At 41.8% G+C, this 22,615-nt stretch carries 15 protein-coding genes; 10 read left to right on the forward strand and 5 right to left on the reverse strand.

The window, feature by feature from the left end; translation table 11 throughout:
- Window positions 1-3: 3 nt before the first annotated feature.
- A complete protein-coding gene (locus IHV09_RS09860) occupies window positions 4-1,863 on the reverse strand; it encodes a dihydroorotate dehydrogenase (protein WP_197264385.1) in 1,860 nt (619 codons plus the stop codon).
- Window positions 1,864-2,090: 227 nt separating this feature from the next.
- Between IHV09_RS09860 and IHV09_RS09865 the strand changes: the two genes are divergently transcribed.
- Window positions 2,091-3,716 (forward strand): long-chain fatty acid--CoA ligase, encoded by a 1,626-nt coding sequence (locus IHV09_RS09865; protein WP_197264533.1) that lies wholly within the window; start codon window positions 2,091-2,093, stop codon window positions 3,714-3,716.
- Between the two features lie 348 nt (window positions 3,717-4,064).
- On the opposite strand, the gene IHV09_RS09870 is transcribed toward IHV09_RS09865, so the two are convergent.
- The gene (locus IHV09_RS09870; RefSeq protein WP_197264386.1) at window positions 4,065-4,688 is read right to left on the reverse strand and encodes a hypothetical protein; all 624 of its coding nucleotides are present in this window, start codon (window positions 4,686-4,688) and stop codon (window positions 4,065-4,067) included.
- A 212-nt stretch (window positions 4,689-4,900) separates the two neighbouring features.
- Here IHV09_RS09870 and secA point away from each other — a divergent pair, with 212 nt between their 5' ends.
- Window positions 4,901-7,420: a preprotein translocase subunit SecA gene (gene secA, locus IHV09_RS09875; RefSeq protein WP_137791969.1), complete on the forward strand. Its 2,520-nt coding sequence runs from the start codon at window positions 4,901-4,903 to the stop codon at window positions 7,418-7,420.
- Window positions 7,421-7,552: 132 nt separating this feature from the next.
- Window positions 7,553-8,651, forward strand: a protein-coding gene (gene prfB / locus IHV09_RS09880) for a peptide chain release factor 2 (protein ID WP_231618246.1) whose coding sequence is annotated in 2 segments (ribosomal slippage) — window positions 7,553-7,615 and window positions 7,617-8,651 — 1,098 coding nt in all. Because the reading frame shifts where the segments join, the coding sequence is not laid out codon by codon here.
- Between the two features lie 458 nt (window positions 8,652-9,109).
- On the opposite strand, the gene IHV09_RS09885 is transcribed toward prfB, so the two are convergent.
- Window positions 9,110-9,262, reverse strand: coding sequence for a hypothetical protein (locus tag IHV09_RS09885; RefSeq protein ID WP_197129008.1), 153 nt, complete (start codon window positions 9,260-9,262; stop codon window positions 9,110-9,112).
- A 359-nt stretch (window positions 9,263-9,621) separates the two neighbouring features.
- On the opposite strand from IHV09_RS09885, the gene IHV09_RS09890 reads away from it, so the two are divergent.
- The 3 genes from IHV09_RS09890 (at window position 9,622) to tatC (ending at window position 12,509) form a co-directional block, all read left to right on the forward strand.
- On the forward strand, window positions 9,622-11,253 hold the full coding sequence (locus IHV09_RS09890; RefSeq protein WP_197264388.1) for a PhoX family protein: 1,632 nt from the start codon (window positions 9,622-9,624) through the stop codon (window positions 11,251-11,253).
- A 57-nt stretch (window positions 11,254-11,310) separates the two neighbouring features.
- Window positions 11,311-11,496: a twin-arginine translocase TatA/TatE family subunit gene (gene tatA, locus IHV09_RS09895; RefSeq protein ID WP_197129014.1), complete on the forward strand. Its 186-nt coding sequence runs from the start codon at window positions 11,311-11,313 to the stop codon at window positions 11,494-11,496.
- Between the two features lie 248 nt (window positions 11,497-11,744).
- Window positions 11,745-12,509: a twin-arginine translocase subunit TatC gene (gene tatC, locus IHV09_RS09900; protein ID WP_197264389.1), complete on the forward strand. Its 765-nt coding sequence runs from the start codon at window positions 11,745-11,747 to the stop codon at window positions 12,507-12,509.
- A gap of 40 nt (window positions 12,510-12,549) precedes the next feature.
- Here tatC and IHV09_RS09905 read toward each other — a convergent pair whose 3' ends face one another.
- Window positions 12,550-13,794, reverse strand: coding sequence for a helix-turn-helix domain-containing protein (locus IHV09_RS09905; RefSeq protein WP_197264390.1), 1,245 nt, complete (start codon window positions 13,792-13,794; stop codon window positions 12,550-12,552).
- 346 nt (window positions 13,795-14,140) lie between these two features.
- On the opposite strand from IHV09_RS09905, the gene IHV09_RS09910 reads away from it, so the two are divergent.
- On the forward strand, window positions 14,141-18,208 hold the full coding sequence (locus tag IHV09_RS09910; RefSeq protein ID WP_197264391.1) for a S8 family serine peptidase: 4,068 nt from the start codon (window positions 14,141-14,143) through the stop codon (window positions 18,206-18,208).
- Between the two features lie 23 nt (window positions 18,209-18,231).
- Here IHV09_RS09910 and IHV09_RS09915 read toward each other — a convergent pair whose 3' ends face one another.
- A complete protein-coding gene (locus IHV09_RS09915) occupies window positions 18,232-19,233 on the reverse strand; it encodes a nuclease-related domain-containing protein (protein WP_197264392.1) in 1,002 nt (333 codons plus the stop codon).
- Between the two features lie 437 nt (window positions 19,234-19,670).
- Here IHV09_RS09915 and IHV09_RS09920 point away from each other — a divergent pair, with 437 nt between their 5' ends.
- The 3 genes from IHV09_RS09920 (at window position 19,671) to ftsX (ending at window position 22,554) form a co-directional block, all read left to right on the forward strand.
- Window positions 19,671-20,531 (forward strand): YitT family protein, encoded by an 861-nt coding sequence (locus IHV09_RS09920; protein ID WP_144697907.1) that lies wholly within the window; start codon window positions 19,671-19,673, stop codon window positions 20,529-20,531.
- Window positions 20,532-20,984: 453 nt separating this feature from the next.
- Window positions 20,985-21,671, forward strand: a complete 687-nt coding sequence (ftsE, locus tag IHV09_RS09925) for a cell division ATP-binding protein FtsE (protein WP_137791963.1) — start codon at window positions 20,985-20,987, stop codon at window positions 21,669-21,671.
- Window positions 21,661-22,554 carry a permease-like cell division protein FtsX gene (ftsX, locus tag IHV09_RS09930; RefSeq protein WP_197189843.1) on the forward strand — a complete coding sequence of 298 codons (894 nt, stop codon included), beginning with the start codon at window positions 21,661-21,663 and terminating at the stop codon, window positions 22,552-22,554. Before ftsE ends, ftsX begins: the two co-directional genes overlap by 11 nt.
- The last annotated feature ends 61 nt before the right edge of the window (window positions 22,555-22,615 follow it).

Here is a 22,615-nt window from a genome sequence, read left to right on the forward strand (position 1 = left end):
CGTCTACACTTTTTCTGCTTCCAGCACAGATACAGCATTTATTTGATTCTTACTACGTTTTAAATAACCATAAGAGTAAACCAATCCTACAAAGTAAAAGACAAACAATAGATAAGCAGGTGAAAGGTGAAAGTGGTTGTCGTACCCGATCATAAAATGTGTACCGACACCTGTTAAGAATCCAGGCAAACCGCCAAGTAACAGTGTCCACCACACCCATTTTGCTCCTTCACGATATCCCCATAATGCGATGGTTAACAATAGAAATCCTTCTGAGATTAGTGCACCGCCGAAACCAGCACGATCATGGGCGATCAATGGAATTAATTTATCGTTGAATGCAGTGATTTGTTCTGGTGTAAGTGCAAAGAACATTAAGTCTTCTTTTACAAAAACACCGTTCATTCCGATGATGGAAATCACGATTCCTGCAGAGAGCAAGCACATACCTGAGATAACAAATAAACTCTGGCCAAGCTGACTTTTTTTCCAAGATAACGTGTTATACAGATTCGACCCTTTTGATCCTACAGTCATGTTCCGAGATCGATAAAGCCCGTAAAGAAAAAACGGAAGAATGATTAAATAATAAACAAAGTGAAGCTTGTCAAAATAGCCGAAGCCCATAAAGTAAAAGATGTTTAAGAAACCGAGAGATGCAGCAATCACATGCGCTTTTTTCGCCCAATGTTCACCTTTTCGAATCCCGTGATACGAAAGCTGCATGAACATGAAACCTGCTGAGATCATAACACCAGCTAAACATATCCGATCATGAGACATGAAATGAAACAGGTGATGACTAAACGTTTGAATCTCTTCTTTTTGTATGCCTAAATATTGTTCGTCATACGGTAAGAGAACTTCAGTCAGTCCGATAAATAGTGCGATAAAGCCTGCTACGAAAACGCCAAGTCCCATCAGGAAAAAGGAGATCCAGCCTGTTTGTTCAACAGATTTAGAGATAGGGTGTTTTTCATGCAAAATGCGTTCGTTGATGCGCTTCGGAAGACCGGGTCCGGAATAAACAAATCCGCTATGCAGTTGAATGAGAGATGCGCCTTCTTGAAAAAGTTCCATCGCATCACTCGGTTCATGAACGCCACCAGAAGTTATGATCGGTTTGTTATAAGGTAAGAGCTGGTGAATACTTTTTTTTAGTTGATGCATTTCCATCTGTCCGAGTTCGACCCCATCATCACTTTCCATTCCTTCGCGAATGATATAACCGTCTACAGAAATAGCTTCTGAAAGGCACTTAAGAGTCTGATGATTTAGTTCTAACATTAGAGGTTTTGATGTTCTCTCCCGAATTTGCTTCAGATAAGAAGCACCTTGCACATCGATAATGAAGAAAGCAGCATGTGTATCCAGTTTTTGAACAAGCTTCTCATAATCCTGCAGTGTTTCTCCCTTAATCAATATCCCCATTGGAATCGTCTTTATCTTCATAGATTGAAGTTTTACTAGAGCGGCATCGAGACCTAGATTTTCTTGAAGGTGTTCATATACAAGCGTTTCTTTTACCAAGTCCCGTCTAATTGTTTTTTCTGATTTTAGTGGCAGAACAGTTATCGGTCCTACTTCAATAAAACCAAAACCAAGGTTGGTGAACGCTTTTGTTCCATTCAGAAAGGGATCTAATGCACCACTAATGCCAACAGGTGAGGGGAAGGTGATTCCGGCAACCTTCCGCTCCAATTGTTTGCTAGGCTGCATATGACCGAAAAATTGTATGATTTTATCACCAAATGGCAGTTTGGCGAGGGTATTCATTGTATGTAATGTGAGATCACGGCTTGTTTCGGATGTCATGCGAAACAAGAGTGGTTTAAAAAAGGTATGATACGACCAATCAGGCATCCAAAACCCTCCTTTTTCTGCTTTTCCTTATAAGTTTAACGCAAAAACTGGATAGAATTTCAAACTTTTTTCAGCTGAAAAATATTTTTCGTGTTTTTCTGCGTTTTGTTCAACTCTAATCTGTTTTAACAGCAGGATTTTGAAGTAGGTAAGGGGAACTAGTGAATAACAAGAAAACGCTTACACTAATGACTATGTTTACTATTTAAGGAGGAGAAGTAGTTATGATGATGAATGTGCCTTTTCGAGTTACAAGTATGCTAGAGCATGCGGAACGGTATTTTGCTAAAAAAGAAGTAACGAGCCGCACGATGTCCGGGATCAGGAAGTTCAGTTACCGGGAGATTGGTGAGCGAACACGCAGGCTTTCGAGCGCGCTAAAACGCCTTGGTGTTCAAAAAGGTGAGCGGGTTGGAACACTTGCATGGAACCACCATCGTCATCTAGAAGCTTATTTCGCCATTCCAGGTGTTGAAGCTGTACTTCACACGATCAATATCCGACTTTCCCCTCAGCATATTGCATACATTATCAATCACGCCGATGACCAGATTTTATTCGTAGATCAGGACATTCTACCTCTTGTTGAAGCTCTTAAAGACCATATTCCGAATGTAAAAGCGTATATATTGATGACGGATGAAGACGAGCTACCGCAATCGCCACTTCAACCTCTCTATCATTATGAAAAACTATTAGAAACGGGTGACCCGGCATACGAATTTCCACAGGATATCGATGAAAACGACCCAGTCGGGATGTGCTATACGTCTGCCACGACAGGAAATCCAAAAGGCGTAACTTACACACACCGCTCGACCGTGCTTCACTCAATGTCACTAGGACTTGCTGATGGCGGTTCTGTATCTGAAAGTGATGTTCTTATGCCAGTTGTGCCGATGTTCCACGTAAATGCTTGGGGACTTCCGTATGCGGCAACCTGGTTCGGTTCGAAGCAAGTGATGCCTGGACCGCGATTCACGCCACAGCTTTTAGCGCAACTGATTGAGATGGAAAAAGTAACCTTTGCTGCAGGTGTACCAACGATTTGGATGGGGCTTCTTCAAGAACTTGAACAGAATAGTTATGATACTTCTAGTCTGCGAGCGGTTATTTGCGGAGGATCTGCTGCACCTAAAGGGATGATAAAAACGTTCGAAGAAAAACATAACATTCCGTTTATGCATGCTTATGGTATGACGGAAACGAGTCCACTTGTAATCGCAACGCGACTGAAAACGTATCAAGAGGGTCTGGACGAAGAAACGAAATTTGATTACAAAGCAAAACAAGGTTATGTCGTGCAAGGTGTTGAGATGAAAGTGATCGGTGCGAACGGAGAAGTGAAGTGGGACAGTCACGAGATGGGCGAACTGTTGCTGCGTTCGAACTGGATCGCGGACGAATATTATAACGATGACCGGACGGAAGGGACGTTCAACGATGGCTGGCTTCATACCGGGGATGTCGTTACGGTGGATGAAGAAGGGTTCGTAAAGATCGTCGACCGGACGAAGGACCTTATCAAGAGCGGGGGTGAGTGGATATCGTCTGTCGATCTAGAGAATGCGATCATGGCGTTTCCAGATGTTTTCGAAGCGTCTGTTATCGCCGTCCCTCATCCAGAATGGCAGGAGCGACCACTCGCATGTGTCGTGTTGAAGCCTGAGGCAAAAGGAAAAGTGCCAAAAGAAGATATTGTGGAGTTTTTGAGACCGCAGTTTGCGAAGTGGTGGATTCCAGACGATATCGTGTTCATGGATGAGATCCCCAAGACGTCTGTTGGTAAGTTTTTAAAGCGGACACTGCGTGATCAGTTGAAAGATCATTATATGTCAACGGCGAAATCGTAAAATTTGAGAGGCTTACTTGAACTTTGTTCAAGTAAGCCTCTCTTTTTCTTCTTTTTACTCAAGAATTTGAGAACGTGACAAAATGTAGCACCTGAAGTGTGCAGCTAGAATGAACATAATAAGGTTTTGTACGCATCAAGAAAACATCAAAATATATATCCGTAGATAAAGACACTTTATACGAGGTAAAAGGAAATATATCCGTAAAAAAGCAAAATAATTCCGTAGATAAAATAATTTATCCGATTTTCGACAAATACCGTGAATTTCAGATGCAGGTTGTCCATTCAATACAAGAAACAAAAAAACACCACCCTCAGTCAACCTCGAGAACAGTGCCCAATCTACCTATTCTTTTATTTCTTTCTTAAGCCATTTACCTGTTTCCGTCACGTCCCAATAATCACTAGCTTTGTAGCCGTTCAACGATATATCGAGATCGTGAAAAATTCGGTGAACGCCTTTTAATGGCTCTACACTCTCAGAACGTTTACTTTTCTCAATTTTATCAAGAGCGGTCTCGATGTCAGCCTTTAATGGACCCGCTACATAGGGCAGAATCTTTTTCCGTATATCAATCTCTATTTCTTTTAGTACCGGAGTATGTGTATCTATGTTATATTTCGACCATTTATCATAGCCGAGCTCACCGTTCCAAAATTCATGAATCACATTGATTCGTCTTTGGATCTCGGTCTTTGGAACTTCAATGGTTGGCTTGAAAAGAGCAGTGCCGCTTGATTTTTCTGCCTCCGTTAATTCCTCATCAGACGGTGTATCTACACTCGCTGCAGAATTGGGTCCGAACAGTGAATAATATCCCCATGTGCCAAGGCCTCCGATGATGAAGAAGCTGAGAACGAGGGTGAGAATGATCGTTTTGCTTTTTTCACTTCGCTGCTTATTTTGGTGCAGCTGCGCTTTTTGTCCTTGCCCAGCGTTATTTGTCCTGTCTAGATCTGTGTTTTCCATTCAGAACCTCCCCCATCCATCTTTATATTATTTTACCAAAATTTAGGCCTACAGTCTCTATGAAAGTATCAAATTTTTCACATATATAGGAAGTTTCTTTACGATGAATGCTACAATTCGGATGAAAAGATTTGGGATTTCTTGTGGCTCGTTTCACAAACTGGTAGAATAGAAGTGGTATATAATTTTCGAGAACAGGGAGCGTTATTCGGATGATTAGCATTTTGAAAAAGATTTTTCCAAGTTCCAATGACCGAACGTTGAATAGATACGAAAGAGTTGCGGAAAAAGTGGAAACGTTAGCTGAAGAGTTTAAGGCTTTAAATGATGAAGCTTTGGCGAACAAAACGGCTGAGTTCAAGAGCCGTATCGAAAAAGGGGAATCTCTGGATGACCTTCTCCCTGAAGCGTTTGCGACTGTGCGTGAAGCATCAGCTCGTGTATTGAACATGCGTCACTATCCTGTACAGATTATGGGTGCGGTTGCGCTTCATGAAGGTAACATTGCAGAAATGAAAACCGGTGAAGGTAAAACACTAGTTGCGACAATGCCTATTTATTTGAACGCACTAGATGGCAAAGGTACTCACGTTGTTACAGTCAATGAATATTTGGCTCGTCGTGACTCTGAGATCATGGCGCCGCTATACAATTTCTTAGGTTTAAGTGTTGGGTTGAACGTATCTGACCTTTCGAAAGAAGAGAAGCGTGATGCGTACGCAGCAGATATCACTTATGGTACGAACAATGAGTTCGGCTTCGATTATCTGCGTGACAACATGGTGGTTTATAAAGAACAGATGGTTCAGCGCCGTAACTATGCGATTGTCGATGAGGTTGACTCGATTTTAATTGACGAAGCGCGTACACCGTTGATCATTTCAGGTTCTGCTCAAAAATCAACTCAGCTTTATCAGATGGCGAACATGTTCGTGCGTCAGCTGAAAAAAGAAACAGATTATACAGTAGATGAAAAGACGAAGAACGTTCAGCTTTCTGAAGAAGGTATCAATCGAGCGGAGCAGATGTTCTCGATCGATAACTTATATGATTATCAGCACGTAACATTGAATCACCATATTAACCAAGCGTTAAAAGCGAACATCATCATGCAGCGTGATGTGGATTATGTCGTTCAAGACGGCGAGATCGTTATTGTTGACCCATTCACAGGACGTCTGATGGCTGGTCGTCGTTACAGCGATGGTCTTCACCAAGCGATCGAAGCGAAGGAAGGTTTGGAGATTCAGCGTGAGAGCATGACACTCGCGACAATTACGTTCCAAAACTACTTCCGTATGTACAATAAGCTTGCTGGTATGACTGGTACAGCGAAAACGGAAGAAGAGGAATTCCGCAACATCTACAACATGGATGTTATCTGTATTCCGACGAACCGTCCGATCGCTCGTGATGACAGAGCAGATCTTATTTATAAAACGATGCAAGGCAAGTTCAAAGCGATTGCGGCTGAAATCGAAGAGCGTCATAAAACAGGACAGCCGATCCTTGTTGGTACGGTTGCCGTTGAAACATCTGAATTACTTTCTCAGCTTTTAACGAAGCGTAAGATCAAGCATAACGTGTTGAACGCGAAAAACCATGAGCGTGAAGCGGAGATCATCGAAAATGCCGGTCAGCTTGGCATGGTAACCATCGCAACGAACATGGCCGGTCGTGGTACAGATATCAAGCTTGGTGAAGGAGTTCTTGATGTTGGCGGACTGCACATCCTTGGTACAGAGCGTCACGAATCACGCCGTATCGATAATCAGTTGCGTGGTCGTGCGGGTCGTCAAGGAGATCCAGGTTCGTCCCGTTTCTACATCTCGATGGAAGATGAATTGATGCGTCGATTCGGTTCTGACAACTTGATGACGATGATGGAGCGTCTTGGCATGGATGAAGAGACGCCGATCGAGTCTAAAATGGTTACAAAAGCTGTTGAATCTGCACAAAAACGTGTAGAGGGATCGAACTTTGATGCTCGTAAACAGCTTCTGCAATATGACGATGTTATGCGTCAACAGCGTGAGATCATCTATGCACAGCGTCAAGAAGTGTTAGATGCTGAGAACTTAAGTGATATCGTTCTTCGCATGATCGATTCTACACTTGAGCGAATCGTTACGGTTCATACACCAGAAGCGGAAGTTCAAGAAGAGTGGAACACGAAAGAAATCGCGGATTATGTGAATGCGGTTATGTTCACAGAGCCGACGTTCACGGAAAAAGATCTATTCGGTCTAGATCGTGAAGAGATCATTGAGAAGATTCAAGCGAAAGTACACGCGGCGTTTGCTGAAAAAGAAACACAGCTTCCTGCTGAACAGATCGCTGAGTTTGAAAAAGCCGTCATCCTTCGTTCGGTTGACAGCAAGTGGATGGATCACATCGACCAGATGGAACAGCTTCGTCAAGGAATCCACCTGCGTGCTTATGGTCAGAACGATCCGTTGCGTGAATACCAGTTTGAAGGCTTCGAAATGTTTGAAGCGATGGTTGCTGCGATCGAAGAAGAAGTTACAACTTATATCTTAAAATCGCAGATCGAGCAAAACATGCAGCGTGAACAAGTAGCTGAAGGTAAAGCTGTTGTTCCGAGCGATAAACAAGATGCAGCCAAAAAGAAGAAACCGGTTCGCAAAGCACAAGACATTAAACGTAATGATCCTTGTCCATGCGGAAGCGGAAAGAAATACAAGCAATGTCACGGAGCTGAACAAGAATAGAAAGTTGCGTGAGTGAAGAGAGTCTTTTTATAGGCTCTCTTTGCGCTTGTAATCAGATGTGAAAAAGGATTAATTTTAGCAGCGTTCGCATATTTTAAAGATGGACCAACTATAAGATGAGGTGCAAAACATATGGATTTAGTAGAAGTAAAACAGGAATTAAACGTGATTGAAAAACGTATCAACGACTTTAGGGGGTCTCTTTGACCTCGACACAAAGAAATCGCGTATCTCAGAACTAGATGAAGAGATGAGTGCGCCAACGTTTTGGGATGATCAAAACGCAGCACAAGTCGTGATTAATGAAGCGAACGGATTAAAAGAACAAGTGAATGAGTTTGAAGAACTTGCGTCAGCTTATGAAGATCTAGAGATCGCACACGAGCTTGTAAAAGAAGAAGCGGATGAAGATCTTCAGAAAGAACTTGTAAAAGATTTAAAAACCTTGATCACGAAGCTGAATGATTTTGAGCTTCAGCTTTTATTGAACGAACCGTATGATAAAAACAACGCGATTTTAGAACTTCACCCAGGTGCGGGTGGTACTGAGTCACAAGACTGGGCGTCCATGCTCCTTCGTATGTACACGCGTTATGCAGAGCGTCAAGGCTATAAAGTAGAAACGCTTGATTACTTACCAGGTGATGAAGCAGGGGTGAAATCCGTAACACTTAGCATTAAAGGACATAATGCTTATGGCTATTTGAAGGCTGAAAAAGGGGTTCACCGCCTCGTACGTATTTCACCGTTTGATTCTTCAGGCCGCCGTCACACGTCATTCGTTTCGTGTGAAGTGATGCCAGAGATCACAGATGATACTGAGATCGAGATTCGTACAGAAGACCTTAAGATCGATACGTACCGTGCGTCTGGAGCAGGTGGTCAGCACGTTAACACGACGGACTCTGCTGTTCGTATGACACATATTCCAACGAACACGGTCGTTTCGTGTCAAACGGAACGTTCGCAGATCAAGAACCGTGAGCGTGCGATGAAGATGATGATGGCGAAATTGGTGCAGCGTCGTTTGGAAGAGCAACAGGCGCAGTTGAATGAGATTCGTGGTGAGCAGAAGGAGATCGGATGGGGAAGTCAGATTCGCTCTTATGTTTTCCATCCGTATAGTCTTGTGAAGGATCACAGGACGAATACAGAGGTTGGTAATGTGCAATCTGTTATGGATGGCGAGATCACGCCGTTTATTGATTCTTATTTAAGGTCTAAGTTGTAAAAAACTATATTGTTTTTGCTTCGAGGTATTTGAGAGAGGTTGATCTGCGCTCTGGGTGCTTCGCTTTCCGCGGGGCAGGCGGTGAGCCACTTGCCGCTTTGCGCCTTTAAGTGTCTCACCTGTTTAGTTACAGTGGCTAGCCCCTCGAGGTCAAAAGTTAAACGGTCAAGAAGGCAAAGTGCGCCTTCCTAGCCCATTCAACTTTTGCTTGTCGGGGCTGAACGAGCCACTTTCACTTTTCGGACTGACCGCTTGTCCCGCAGGAGTCTGCGCACCTTCCGCTCCAATCAACTTGTCGAAGAAGTTAAGAAAAAACAAATTTAGTTACAAGTAAGATTCAAATAACAACCTTTTGTCTTGTATGATGGTAGCAAACACTCAAACAACAAAACTAAAACAATAACAAATATTATGAAACAAAAACAAAACTTCCGGGCTAATTGCTTCCGGAAGTTTTTTTATCGTATGTGTGTGAGATCTCCCTCTTGTACGAGTTCGATCTTTCTATGTTGTCCGTCTGTTACAATCTCAACGTTTCCATTGTCATAAATCCAAACGACTTGATACTCTTGGCCGTTATAAATGACAAAACTCCCCACTTCTATCTGCATGGCTTCACTCCTAATAAAGCTCTCTAGTTAATTATACCTATCTAAGATGGAATGTATATTGGGAAAAAACATGGACGTGTGTCTTCTTTAGTATAAAGGAATTTCCCCTATTTTCCCAACTTATATTTTCTACAGCAGAAATCTTCATGTCATAAAAGGTTTGATGAGCTAATAATCAAATCCTTTTTGTATCGTACTCCTACCGTTAAGGTTGTTCATTTTATGTCGGCAAGCATCGTAACTTTATAAAAAACAAAAAAATCTTAAACGTTTGTTTAAATCCTCTACATAGTGGCTTAATATTTCGACAGTATTCTTATAGGTGCAACATCAATTTTATGGGTCTAGGGGGAAATGACATGGAAAAGAAGCCATTGGATAGAAGAACCTTTTTAACATATTTGGGTACAGGCGCAACGGCACTTGCTGCAGCTACGACAGGATTAGGCGCTTTATCAGACACAGCTAACGCTCAATCAGACAGCTTGATGCGCATGAAACCGCGTAAAAAAGGATTTAAGTTTCACCCGATCACACCAACGGACAAAGATGATCTTGTTTTGCCAAAAGGATATAAATATGAAGTGATTGCATCTTATGGTGATGTAATTAATAAAAATGGGGACACGTTTGGATTCAATAATGATTTTACGATGTACTTTCCGATCGACAAATCAAGTGAACATGGCTTGCTTTGGGTAAACCATGAATACACGAACCCATTATATGTGGAAGGTGAAAAAGTAAACGATAAATATACTTCTGCTCAGATCGAAAAGATGCTCTACAATCAAGGCGGTTCTATTATTGAAGTGAAAGTGAAGAACGGCAAGTGGGTAATGGATAAAAATTCGATTTACGCTCGACGTGTAACAGGACTAACGCCGTTCGCACTAACTGGACCAGCGAAAGGTACTGCAGCTGTAAATGGTGCAACAAAGGCACAAGGAACGTTTGCGAACTGTTCTGGCGGACGTACACCATGGAACACGGTTTTATCTTGTGAAGAAAACTTTGAGGATACGTCAAAAGCGGCTAATCTAGATCAAACGCATTATGGATGGGTAATTGAAGTCGATCCTTTTAATCCAAATTTCAAAGTCAGAAAGCACACAGCTCTTGGACGCTTCAACCATGAAAATGCTAGCGTTGGAATCTCGAACGACGGACGAGTCGTTGTTTATATGGGAGATGACAAAAAGGATGCATGTGTGTACAAGTTTGTGAGTAAAGGCAAATATGCCGCTGCAAAAGGCAAAGACAACAGCAAGCTTCTAGAAGAAGGAACACTTTATGCAGCAGATCTTGCAAACGGACAATGGCTTCCATTAACGATCGAAGCTGTTCGTGAAAAAGCAGCAGGGAAAGCTGACCTTTTAGAAAAGTTCAAAACACAAGGTGATGTAGTGGTTAACGCACATGATGCGGCCATCCTTCTAGGCGCGACACCGACAGACCGCCCGGAAGATGTGGAGATTTCACCATTGGATGGGACAGTATTCATCGCACACACGAACAACGACAAGCACGGTAACATTCATGGCCATATCACACGCTTTTTTGAAAAAGACGAAGATCATGGTGCAGAGAGCTTTGAGTTTGAGATCTTTGCAGCAGGCGGTCGTCAAAGTGGATTCAGTGCACCTGACAACCTAACGTTCGATTCAAATGCAAACCTTTGGACAGTGACGGATATTTCATCAAGTAAGCTGAATTCTGGTGCGTGGACAAGCTTTGGTAACAACGGCATGTTCATGATTCCTACGATCGGTCGTGAAAAAGGAGAGGCGTTCCAGTTTGCATCTGCTCCAAAAGAAGCAGAGTTAACAGGACCATCTTTTACACCGAACGAAAAAACGTTGTTCTTAAGTATTCAGCACCCTGGTGAGGAAACGGAAGATAAAGCTAATCCTACCAGCACATGGCCGCAAGTTCGTGGAGGCAACACACCGCGTCCATCTGTTGTAGCCATTACTGGTTTCAGATTCTAATTTCTCGTTTGCACGGAACAAAACGATTGATCACCAAAAATTGAGGAGGCGATCTACATGGGTTTCACAAACATCGGAGTACCAGGATTGATCTTGATCTTAATCATTGCGCTTATCATTTTCGGACCTTCTAAGCTGCCAGAGATCGGACGAGCATTCGGAAGCACGCTTCGCGAATTCAAGCACTCAGCAAAAGACCTCATGTCTTCGGATGAAAAAGAAGAAAAGCCGCAGTCAAAATAAAGAAAAGTGGAAGATGCGGGCGCGGTTAAAGGCCGCATCTTTTTCTTTATACCTGTTGCGATTTTAAACTCGTGGATTGGAAGCTGAAATTTGTGGATTGAGGGTCCAAACTCGTGGATTGGGAGTCAAAACTCGTGGATTGAAGGCCCAAACTTCTGGATTGAACTTCAATACACATGAATCATGAGCCCAAACACGGCACAACAATTTAAAATGAACCGCTATTTAAAGAAAGGAGGCTGTGTGGGATGAAAGCTGAAGAGATGTTTTTCGTTGAACACCTTGGTGAGCTTAGAAAACGCATTATTATCACGCTCGCGGTATTCATAACCGTTCTTTCTGTTTCATTTTTCTACGTTCAGCCGATTTACGACTGGCTGATTCGAGATCTTGATCAGCAGCTTGCCGTTCTTGGACCAAGCGAGATCTTATGGGTGTATTTTATGATATCCGGTGTCATCGCGATCGCGTTCACCATTCCGGTTGCCGCGCATCAGACGTGGCTGTTCATCAAACCGGCATTGAGTAACAGAGAGCAGAAGGTAACGCTGTCCTATATTCCGGCACTATTCTTCTTATTCGTACTCGGTTTAGCGTTCGGTTATTTTATCGTGTACCCAATGGTTCTTAATTTCCTGCTAGGTCTATCGGAAGGGCATTTCCAAACATTCTTCACCTCAGAAAAATACTTTAAGTTCATGATGAATCTAACGCTTCCTTTTGGCTTTTTGTTTGAGATTCCATTAGTGGTGATGTTCCTAACGTCGCTTGGCATCTTAAATCCAAACGTCTTAACAAAAGCTAGAAAAATCTCGTATTTCGGACTTGTTGTCGTTGCCGTCTTGATCACACCGCCAGATTTAGTATCAGATTTTCTAGTCGTCATCCCACTGCTTGTCCTTTATGAGATCAGCATCATGCTGTCACGCGTGGTCTATAAGAAGAAGCTCGCGAAAGAACAGCTCGCCATGGAAGAAGAAAATAAGGTCGTGCAGATGAAACGTCCTTCATAAGTAATTTGAAAAGGAAGCCAATGTCGGCTTCCTTTCTTTATCAAACAAACTGATTCGAACGGCGGTTTTTGTCCGCTATGTATTTTGCGTACATATTTGCTTTTTCTAAATTTTCGTTTCGGTTATAAAAGTCAAACAGCTTGATCTCATAGTGCTCAGCGGGTAATACATAGCCTAGCTTTTTTAAATGTGGATACAATTCTGTTTCAAGATAATCAAAATAAAGATCGTCTTGTTTTTTTAATCGATAGATATGCATCTGAAAGAAGTGAACAAATGTCGTGCTGCCAGTTTCTTGCGCTGTATTCAATCCTTTTTGTGCGAGTTGAAGAATGGTTGTAACAGGTTCTTTTCCAAGAAGAGTAGCTGCGTTTACGTATCCTTCAAGAGACCCTAAGTAGTTTGAGGTGCTAGGATCTTTTAGCTGCATCGATGCTTTGTAGTACCGGCACGCTTCTTCAAAATTCCCATGAAGGATCGAATGATAGCCAAAGTTGTGCAGAAGAAGCGCTTTTTGTTTCTCCAAGCCAAAATTCTCACACATTTCGATGAGTTCTTGATATTTCTCGTTTTGTGGCCCACTTGTTGGCTCTTGTTCGATTTGAATAAGCATCAGCATCTCAGTTTCAATCACCCTTACATAGCAGTGCGATTTTTCAAAAAAGCTAAGTGCTTTACTAGCGTAATAGTATGACAGAACGCGGGAATTGGTAGAGTGATACGCGACAGCCATATGATAATAATATTCCGGGTTGTTGTAGTAGGTAGGGTCTACCTGTTTCAAGAGATCAATCGCTTCGTAATAATCATGTTTCATTTGAAGTCCGTAGATTCCTTTAATATGCAGAAGCATGCTCAGTTCACGATATGAGAGTTCCGTCCACTTTTCCATCTCTTGAAGAAGGGTTTCTGTCTTTTTTCTTTGTTCGGTAAGTATGTAATAACGTGTTAACAAAAGGGTGTGAGTGCGATAAAAATCTGGAATCTGCAACAAAGGAATCTGTTCGAGTTGCTTCTTGATGTTTTCCGTTTTGACATCCAGCTTCATGATGATTGCTTCTTCCCATTTTCTTAAGAGAAGTTCCACGTTTCTGTATAAATTCATCTCATTTTGAATATCAATCTGTAATCGATTCGCTAAAAAATGAATCGTTTCATCGGAAACCTCAGTCAGTCCTCGTTCGATCTTACTCACATGTGTACCTGAACAAATTCCGTCTCCTAGCTCTTTTTGTGTCATATTTCTAAGCTCTCTGTAGAATTTTATGATTTTTCCTTCAAGCATGAGATGCCCCCCTATCTCTATTAAGAAATTCTCTACTTTTTCTATTCTACTAAAGAAAACCCCAAATCAGTTGAACGATTTTTAAGTCTATTTCCCTATTTCTCACCTCGTTTTCAAACGAAAATCTATTAAGTTCTAAGTTGAAATAGGTATGGAGTCATGTGGAAAACCCCGATAGCGGCAAGGGGTTATTGCGATTACAATTACATTTGAATCTACAAAAAATTCAAAAAATAGAAAGGAGGATACAACTCTTATTGTTTTTCTAGGAAAATTTTAACATCTGAGAGTTTCATATATAAATAATGGCTTGCAAATCATTAATACCAAAGAAAGCAGGGAAACGATGAAAAAGATATCTTTTATTAAAAAGTCTACTGCCCTTACCTTAGCCGCTGGATTACTGCTATCTCCAAACACATCAGTGTTTACGCCAAAAACAAGTGCGGCTCCTTTTAAAGCCGAGGATATTCTAGCATCACTTACCGCTAAACAAAGAGAAGCTTTAAAGCAGCTCGAACTAACAGATGTTGAAGGTCTTCAAGGCTTTAAGAAAGAAGAACTGCAGAGCGAAAAAGAGATCTCCGTTATCGTTCAATTTCAATCAAAGCCTGGACAAGCTGCCGTTTTGGACGCTCAGTTAAAAGGGAAAAAGATCTCACGTCAACAAGCTGACAGCAAAGTAGATCAAGAGCATGCTCAATTTAAAAAGGATGTTGAGAAACTGATTCCTTCGATCGCTCCTATGACCAAAAAATCAACGCATAAGATTACATCCACATACAAAACGGTATATAACGGTGTGGCGATGAAACTGCCTGCCAATCAGGTAGAAGCACTCCTACAATCTGAAGCCGTAAAAGCGGTTTATAAAGATGTATCGTTTAAAGTAGATCCAATCGCGATGGGAGAAGAAAAAGCCCTGAACAGCAACAGTGCTGGAACATCTGTAGAAAGTATTCCTTACTTGAAAATCGATCAGCTACATAACGAGGGCATCACTGGTGAGGGTGTGAAGGTAGGGATCTTAGACACAGGGATCGACTACAACCACCCGGACTTAAAAGAAGTGTTTAAAGGCGGATATGATTTTGTTGATAACGACAGCGATCCGATGGAAACGACGTATAAAAACTGGCAAGATTCTAAAAAACCAGAGTTTAACGGCAACGCATATTACACTTCGCATGGGACACATGTTGCTGGTACGATCGCTGGTCAAGGCAAGAACCCGAATGTATCCGTTCAAGGTGTAGCGCCAGATGCTGATATCTATGCGTATCGTGTGTTAGGACCTTACGGGACAGGCTCTTCTGAAGGCATTATCGCGGGGATTGAGAAAGCTGTTAAAGACGGGATGGATGTGATCAACCTTTCGTTAGGTGCCGGTATCAACGATCCGTATTATCCGACGAGTACTGCGATCAACTATGCGGTTCTAAATGATGTAACGGCTGTCGTATCTGCAGGAAATGCGGGTCCGAACGCATACACACTAGGTTCTCCTGGTGCTGCTGCATTAGCACTTACGATCGGAGCGAGTGACGTACCAATGACGGTCGCTTCTTTTACAGGATCAGTGGGGAGTGAGAGTGGACTTCAACTCACTGGACTCGCTCGTCATTATGCTGATGTATTGAACGAACTGTCAGGTAAGTCGTACGATCTTGTTGATGTGGGTCTAGGTAAGGCTACTGATTACACAGGTAAAGATGTAAATGGGAAGATTGCTCTCATCGCTCGTGGTGAAACGACACTGAACGAAAAAGTGACACTCGCCAAACAAAACGGTGCCGTTGCAGTTCTTCTATATAACAACGTAGATGGAGTTATCGAGGCGAACCTTGGTGAGTCGACAACATTTATTCCATCATTCTCCTTAACAAAAGTAGCGGGTGAAAAGATTAAAACTCAAATCGCTGCAGGTAAATCCAGTTTTACGTTTGGAAAGTATGATGAAGTTCAAACAGAAGGCGATCGCTTAGCCGCTTTCAGTTCGAGAGGTCCAGCGAGACAGACGTACGACATGAAACCAGAAGTTACAGCACCTGGTGTTGCCGTTCTTTCAACGGTTCCGTCATACATGGTAAATCCAGCGAACCAAACAAACTATGATTACGCATATTCCCGGTATTCCGGAACATCCATGGCTGCTCCGCATACAGCAGGTATCGCGGCTCTCATGCTCGATGCTAATCCTAACTTAGAGCCTGAGGATGTAAAAACGATTTTAATGAACACAGCTGATCCACTTAACGGAGACTATTCCGTATTTGAAGTTGGGGCAGGACGTGTTGATCCATATCAAGCTGTGTACAGCGGAACAAGTTTTCAAGTAAACGATGAAACGTTGATTCCTAGTTCTACAAATCTAGTGAAAATTAAAGAACGTACTGGTGGAATCGCATATGGAAGTCATTATGCCGGCAAAAAGCTGGCACTAAAGAAGTCCATTACGGTTGAGAACAACGAAAAAGTGAAGAAGACGTTCAAAGTGGAAGTAGAAGAAACAAAGGGATCGCCAAGCTTGAAGAAGAACGGAATCGAGATCTCTATTCCAGACGAAATTAAGATTGCCGGTGACGATTTTAAAAAGGTGTCAGCAGGTATCAATATTCCTAAGAAAGCAAAAGAGGGCATTTACGAAGGGTACATCACGCTGACGAATCAATCGAAAGCAGTTGAACACTACAGAATTCCATTCAGTGTTCGCATAACGGAGGAGGGCTACAACAAACTAGAGCTTTCATCTCCAGCAATCGCGCCGAACTATTTGAATACAGGTGGATTCTTTGGTTACCGCGCGATTTATACGCCGATGGAATTTAACTTTAAGTCTCCGATGAAAAAGATGGAAGTCGTTCTTCAGGACGGAAAATCAGGGAAAGATCTGGGCTTGATCGGAACCATGAATTTAGAGGGTCGAAACGAAAACCAAAGCTATTTCGTGTTAAACGCTTTTAGTGGTATGTACAACAAATTTACCGGTGATAAAACAAATCCAGTTGATTCGGAGATCTCTTATGCACCAGCCGGTTACTATAAACTGAAGTTTATTTCAACAACAGCCACTGGTAAACAGCTAACCGATTACCGCCATATGTTCATCGATATTGATGAACCAACTTTTGAAAGCTCACTTGACGGCGATTCACCGTTCTTAGAATACAAACCGGGTCAAGCGACGTATCCATTTGACATCAAAATTAACGATCCTTTAGTAGATGAGATGAAGAAGGTTGGCTTGAACGTAGATCAATCATCAAACTCGATGATCTATTATTGGAACACACCGTTCCCATCATCAGCGATAAAAATGGACAAAGAAGGTAAGTTTGTTGAAGAGATCGCGATGAACGAAAATGTACCTGCATTAAACTTCCGAATGGATGGTTTTGATCTGGCAGGTAACCAGGCTCTGCAGAAGAATTACTATTTTGTAAAAGAGGGCACACCTGTTTCCTATACGAAGAGTAAAAATGCGCCATTGAAAACTGGAGAAATGGTAAAAGCCACACTAGTATTAGATAACTTAAATGATCTGACCAAAGCGGAATGGAATTTTAACAATAGTAGCTTTGGTGCGGTCTCTCTTGTGGATGCTAAATTAACAGACGCATACAAAGACAAAGCATCTATTGACGTGAAAGATGGTCTCGTAACTGTTGGCTTCAATGATGGTAGTGAAACGCTAGATCACGCCGCACTGGTAGAAGTGACGTTAAAAGTAAGTGATGCCTACTATGCGACACGAGCTGCAGTAGCGCCAATTGCAAAAGTAACGGATAACAACGCTAAAACATCAACAGTCCTGCAAGCTCAGTTAAGTTGGAAAGTGAAACCGCAGTTCTCTACTGCAAACGGCTATGTAACGCCTGAAGGCTTTGAAAACGAGGATGGAACAGTAACAGAAAGACGCGATTGGACGAAGGTAGGAGGCTCTGTACAAATTATCGATAGAGAAGGTAACGCACATGCACCATCAACACGCATCGCTGACAACGGTCAGTACAAATACGACAAGCTTCCCCTTCAAAAAGAAGCATTCACAGTGGAAATGAGAGTGCCAGGACATTTCTTTACAAAAGACAATCTGTATATTGGTTTTGAACACAAAGGTGAATTATATGGACAAAGCCGCTTTATTACCGCGCTCGATGTGACCGCTGGAGATGTAAATCAAGATAACGTGATCGACATTCATGATGCTATCGAGATTCAAAATGCGTGGGGAAGCGGAAAACGTGCAGCGGATATTAACTTTGATGGAAAGGTAGATGCAAAAGATATGAAATTCGTACAGAAAAACTATCTCCTGCAAAATCAGCATGTGGACGATACACCTTCACCTAGAAAGAAATATAAAGGAAAAACACTAGAAACTATCTTAGTTGAACTAGGCATTCAGCAATAACGGTGATTACATCTGAACAACCTTTAAGGAGAAGCATCTTCCTTAGAGGTTGTTTTTTTAACGAGATCCTCGAGATGGTAGACGCGGGATTTTCGATTGCCGGTGAAGGGGAGGTTTAGCGACTGGAGCAGGTGATATGATTGGCTTGTTGATGTAAGGTTCAAAAATTGTTTACAGGACTTATTGGAAATGGTGTTGGAGATTAGCAGAGCGAAATCTACTAATGCAGCTTCATGTGCCTTGTTATAGTTGTTTTTACAAGACGCACAATACCATGTTCTCCGATGACGCTGTAAAAATTCTGCCTCGCAACTAGGACAAAACACACCAGTTAGTAAATGATTTGGATTGATTTGATACTTGCGGCAAACGTCTGGATTATCTGGAGTGTGTATTTTTATAAGGCTTTTACTAATTTTTTTACTATCTTTAGGTAAGATTATTTCTTTGCGATGCTTATTGCTCAACTCTTCAAATTTGGCTACTAAACCAGAACTCTTGATTACTTTCATGCGAGCTTCTTTGTAAGCAGGAGAAAATTCTGTTATTGCCTTTGGATTAGTCATCACTACAAGAGATTCGATTGGTAGGTGGGGGGTTTTGAAGTTATTTATAATGGCCATCAAGTGATAGGATTGTCTTTTTATTTGTTCAACCGGATTGTCAAAAGCTTCTTGTTGATCATTTAATGTACGGATCATTGGATCGTACGCACTTTCAAAATAGAGATGTCCTGCAATGTTCTTACTTTCAATAATAAGTAAGAAGTGCGGTGTGATCATAAGTGTGTCAATTTGAAAGTAGTAGTCTTCATGTGAAATTCTAAGACCATGAAGAAAAATAAGGTTAGTTTGAGGGAGATAACGATAAAAATAGTCCAGTGACCGTTCACCACGGTAACCAGATACATGTTTTCTTAAAGCGCGGTGTATTTCATCATGCTTAGTATCATTTAGTAGGGCTCTTTTTAAAAGTGACTGTAACTTATCAATGATAATTGGCCGTGTTCGATGTTTTTTTATCAAAAGTGACCACCTCTTGCACATTTTCTATATAATGATGGCTTTTGTGGAGTAATGCAAAGTACAAAATGAAGAAAAATGAAAATATGCATCATTAATTTCACGGTAATCCTCCATATATTCACGGTAAATGCAATTATATTCACGTATAAAAACAATAATTTCACGGATAAAATTTTTTATCCGAAGTTCGACAAACCACAACACATTCCGACAAATGCACAAACCAAAATACTATCTCTTTCATATGCCCATACTATCCACATCTAGCTCCCACACACAGAATCTCACCAAGGCAACTGCTATCAACCACACTTCACCTCATCACCGCGGCACTAAGGTCTCATTTACAAGGGCATACTGTGATTGGTATACTTTTTCTCGGTTTAAAGAAATTCCTTATGAAAGTTTGAGGGTTAAAGACAGCAATGATGATGGCTATGCGAAAACGACGCGGGATCTTGCACCCGACAGTCGAACTCATTTTAGAATATGTATATGTTGTGATTGGATCAGGACTTGTGGCACTCGCATTCTCGGTATTCCTGCTGCCAAACCAGATCGCCTCTGGCGGAGTGAGCGGGATATCGACGATTTTATATGGACTCTTTCAATGGAAACCTTCTATTGTACAGTGGAGTTTAAATATTCCGCTCTTCTTTGCGGGATTGTTCTTCCTCGGCCGACGATTCGGCGCGAAAACACTTGTTGGAACCGTTGTGCTTCCGTTCTTCGTCTTTATTTTTGAAAGCTGGGGAGCAGCGACTGAAGATCCATTGCTTGGAGCGATTTTCGGTGGACTAGGAATCGGAGCTGGTCTTGGGATCGTGTTCCGTGGGAAAGCCTCTACGGGTGGAGTTGATCTGCTCGCACAGATCGTCCATAAGTATACGGGTGCTTCACTCGGATCAATCATCCTTCTCATAGACGGAACGATCGTTACGTCGTCCGCCTTATTTTTCGGGATCGAACAAGCTCTATATGCACTTATCGCGATGTTCATTACCGCAAAAACGATCGATGTCGTACAGATCGGGCTAGGGACGACGAAGATGGCGCTGATCATTTCAGATAAAGAAGATGAGCTTCGCCAAGGCATACTGACTCACATTTATCGTGGCGTTACGAAAATCAATGCCTTCGGTGGTTATACGCAAGATGAACGGCCAATGTTGATGGTCGTTGTTGCTCAATATGAAGTAACAAAATTAAAACAATACGTAAAAGGTGTCGATCCGGATGCTTTCGTAATCGTAGTTAATGCAAACGAAGTATTAGGAGAAGGTTTTAAACGAGGATAAACAATCAGAAATGCAGCCAGTTGGGACTTATCCCGACTGGTTTTCTTTTGTTCACTAGTACTTTTCGCATAGAAGAGCCCTTTTTACTAGAATTTGCTATTATACATTGAAAAAATTCTATCAATACCAGGCCAAAAGACCCGAAATCCCACAGCGATGGTCGGTTTTATCGCACCTGTGTCGAAAAGTCTCCCTGCAGGTTTTTATGATATATGAAGGATTTCAGCGAATTGTGTCGTATTTTAAGTACTACGTAATCTCGAAAACATGACCATGGTCCCTTGTCTGAGGGAAGATGAAACACAACTGTAATAAAATTGTCAGTCCAAGATGTTATAATAGTTATTGCGGAAAAAAACTGACATATATCGCGTATTTGTCGAAAGACCTTTATATAGAACTTGTTGATTGATCAGGGAAATATTTTTTGGGGTAGTAAGGAAGTGATTTTGCTTGATAGAAATGGTTGATGTATGGAAAACATACCCGAACGGTGTTATGGCACTTAACGGGATTGACGTCTACATAGAAAAAGGTGAATTTGTTTATGTAGTCGGACCAAGTGGAGCAGGTAAATCCACGTTTATAAAATGTATGTATCGTGAAGAGAAACCCACACAAGGTTCAATTATCATTAATGGAACAAACCTTGCAAAAGTAAAAGAAAGACAGATTCCTAAAGTACGAAGAAAGATCGGAGTTATCTTTCAAGACTTTAAACTGTTGCCACGTTTAACGGTATACGAAAACGTAGCGTTTGCACTTGAAGTTATTGAAGAATCTCCAAAAGTGATCAGAGAACGTGTTATGGAAGTTCTTGATCTTGTAAAACTAAAAAACAAAGCGCGCATGTTCCCGGACGAGCTATCAGGTGGAGAGCAACAGCGTGTATCAATCGCACGTTCGATCGTAAACCATCCTCCAGTTGTTATCGCGGATGAGCCGACAGGTAACCTTGATCCAGAAACAGCTTGGGAGATCATGGAGATCTTCAAAGAGATCAACGCTCGTGGAACGACAGTTGTTATGGCAACTCACAATAAAGAAATTGTAAATACGATCACAAAGCGCGTAATCGCCATCGAAGGCGGCCGAATTGTACGTGATGAGGCGAAGGGGGATTACGGCTATGAAGATTAGAACATTAAAGCGTCATTTCGTAGAAGCATTCAAGAGCATGGGAAGAAACGGCTGGATGTCCTTTGCTTCCATCTCTGCGGTAACGGTAACATTGCTATTAGTAAGTGTGTTCTTGGCAATTCTCTTGAACATTAACTATATTGCAAGTCAGATCGAAGACGATGTACAGATTAGAGCTTACATCGAACGAACGGAAAAGCCGGAACGATACGATGCTTACAAACAAGAGCTTGAAAAGCTTGGTAAGGTAAAAACGGTAGAGTATCAATCTAAAGAAGAAGGTCTTGATGAACTGATTGAAAGTCTTGGAGATGAAGGAGAAGCTTTCTCATCTCTTAAGAATGAAAATCCATTGCGAGATGCGTTCATCATCTACACAGAAAAGCCGCAAGATACGGCTGCTGTAGCAAAAGAAGTTGAGAAATTTAAATTTGTAAACAAAGTTGAGTACGGACAAGGGACCGTCGAGAAACTCTTTAAAGTGACAGATGTTGCCCGCAACGTTGGAATCGTCCTTGTATTGGGACTTGTATTCACAGCGATGTTCCTCATCTCAAATACTATAAAATTAACAATCGTGACACGAAGACGAGAGATTGAAATTATGAAACTCGTTGGTGCGACGAATGGATTTATCCGTTGGCCGTTCTTCATTGAAGGATTTGCATTAGGTGTAGCGGGTGCTGTTCTTCCGATCATCGTAATCACGGTAGGTTATCAAGCGATTTTCGATATTGTTAACCAAAAATTAGGGACAGTATTCATTGAGCTATTGCCTGTAACACCACTTATCCCGCAGCTAGCGTTGCTGATGCTGTTGATTGGTGGAGTAATCGGCGTGTGGGGAAGCTTAACATCTGTCCGTAAGTTCTTGAAGATTTAGTAAAGATAGCAGAAATAAAGAGATCCAAGAAAAACGAAACAATTAATTGGGGTTAGGGAGG

Source organism: Fictibacillus sp. 23RED33 (genome assembly GCF_015903925.1).
Lineage (GTDB): Bacteria > Bacillota > Bacilli > Bacillales > Fictibacillaceae > Fictibacillus > Fictibacillus phosphorivorans.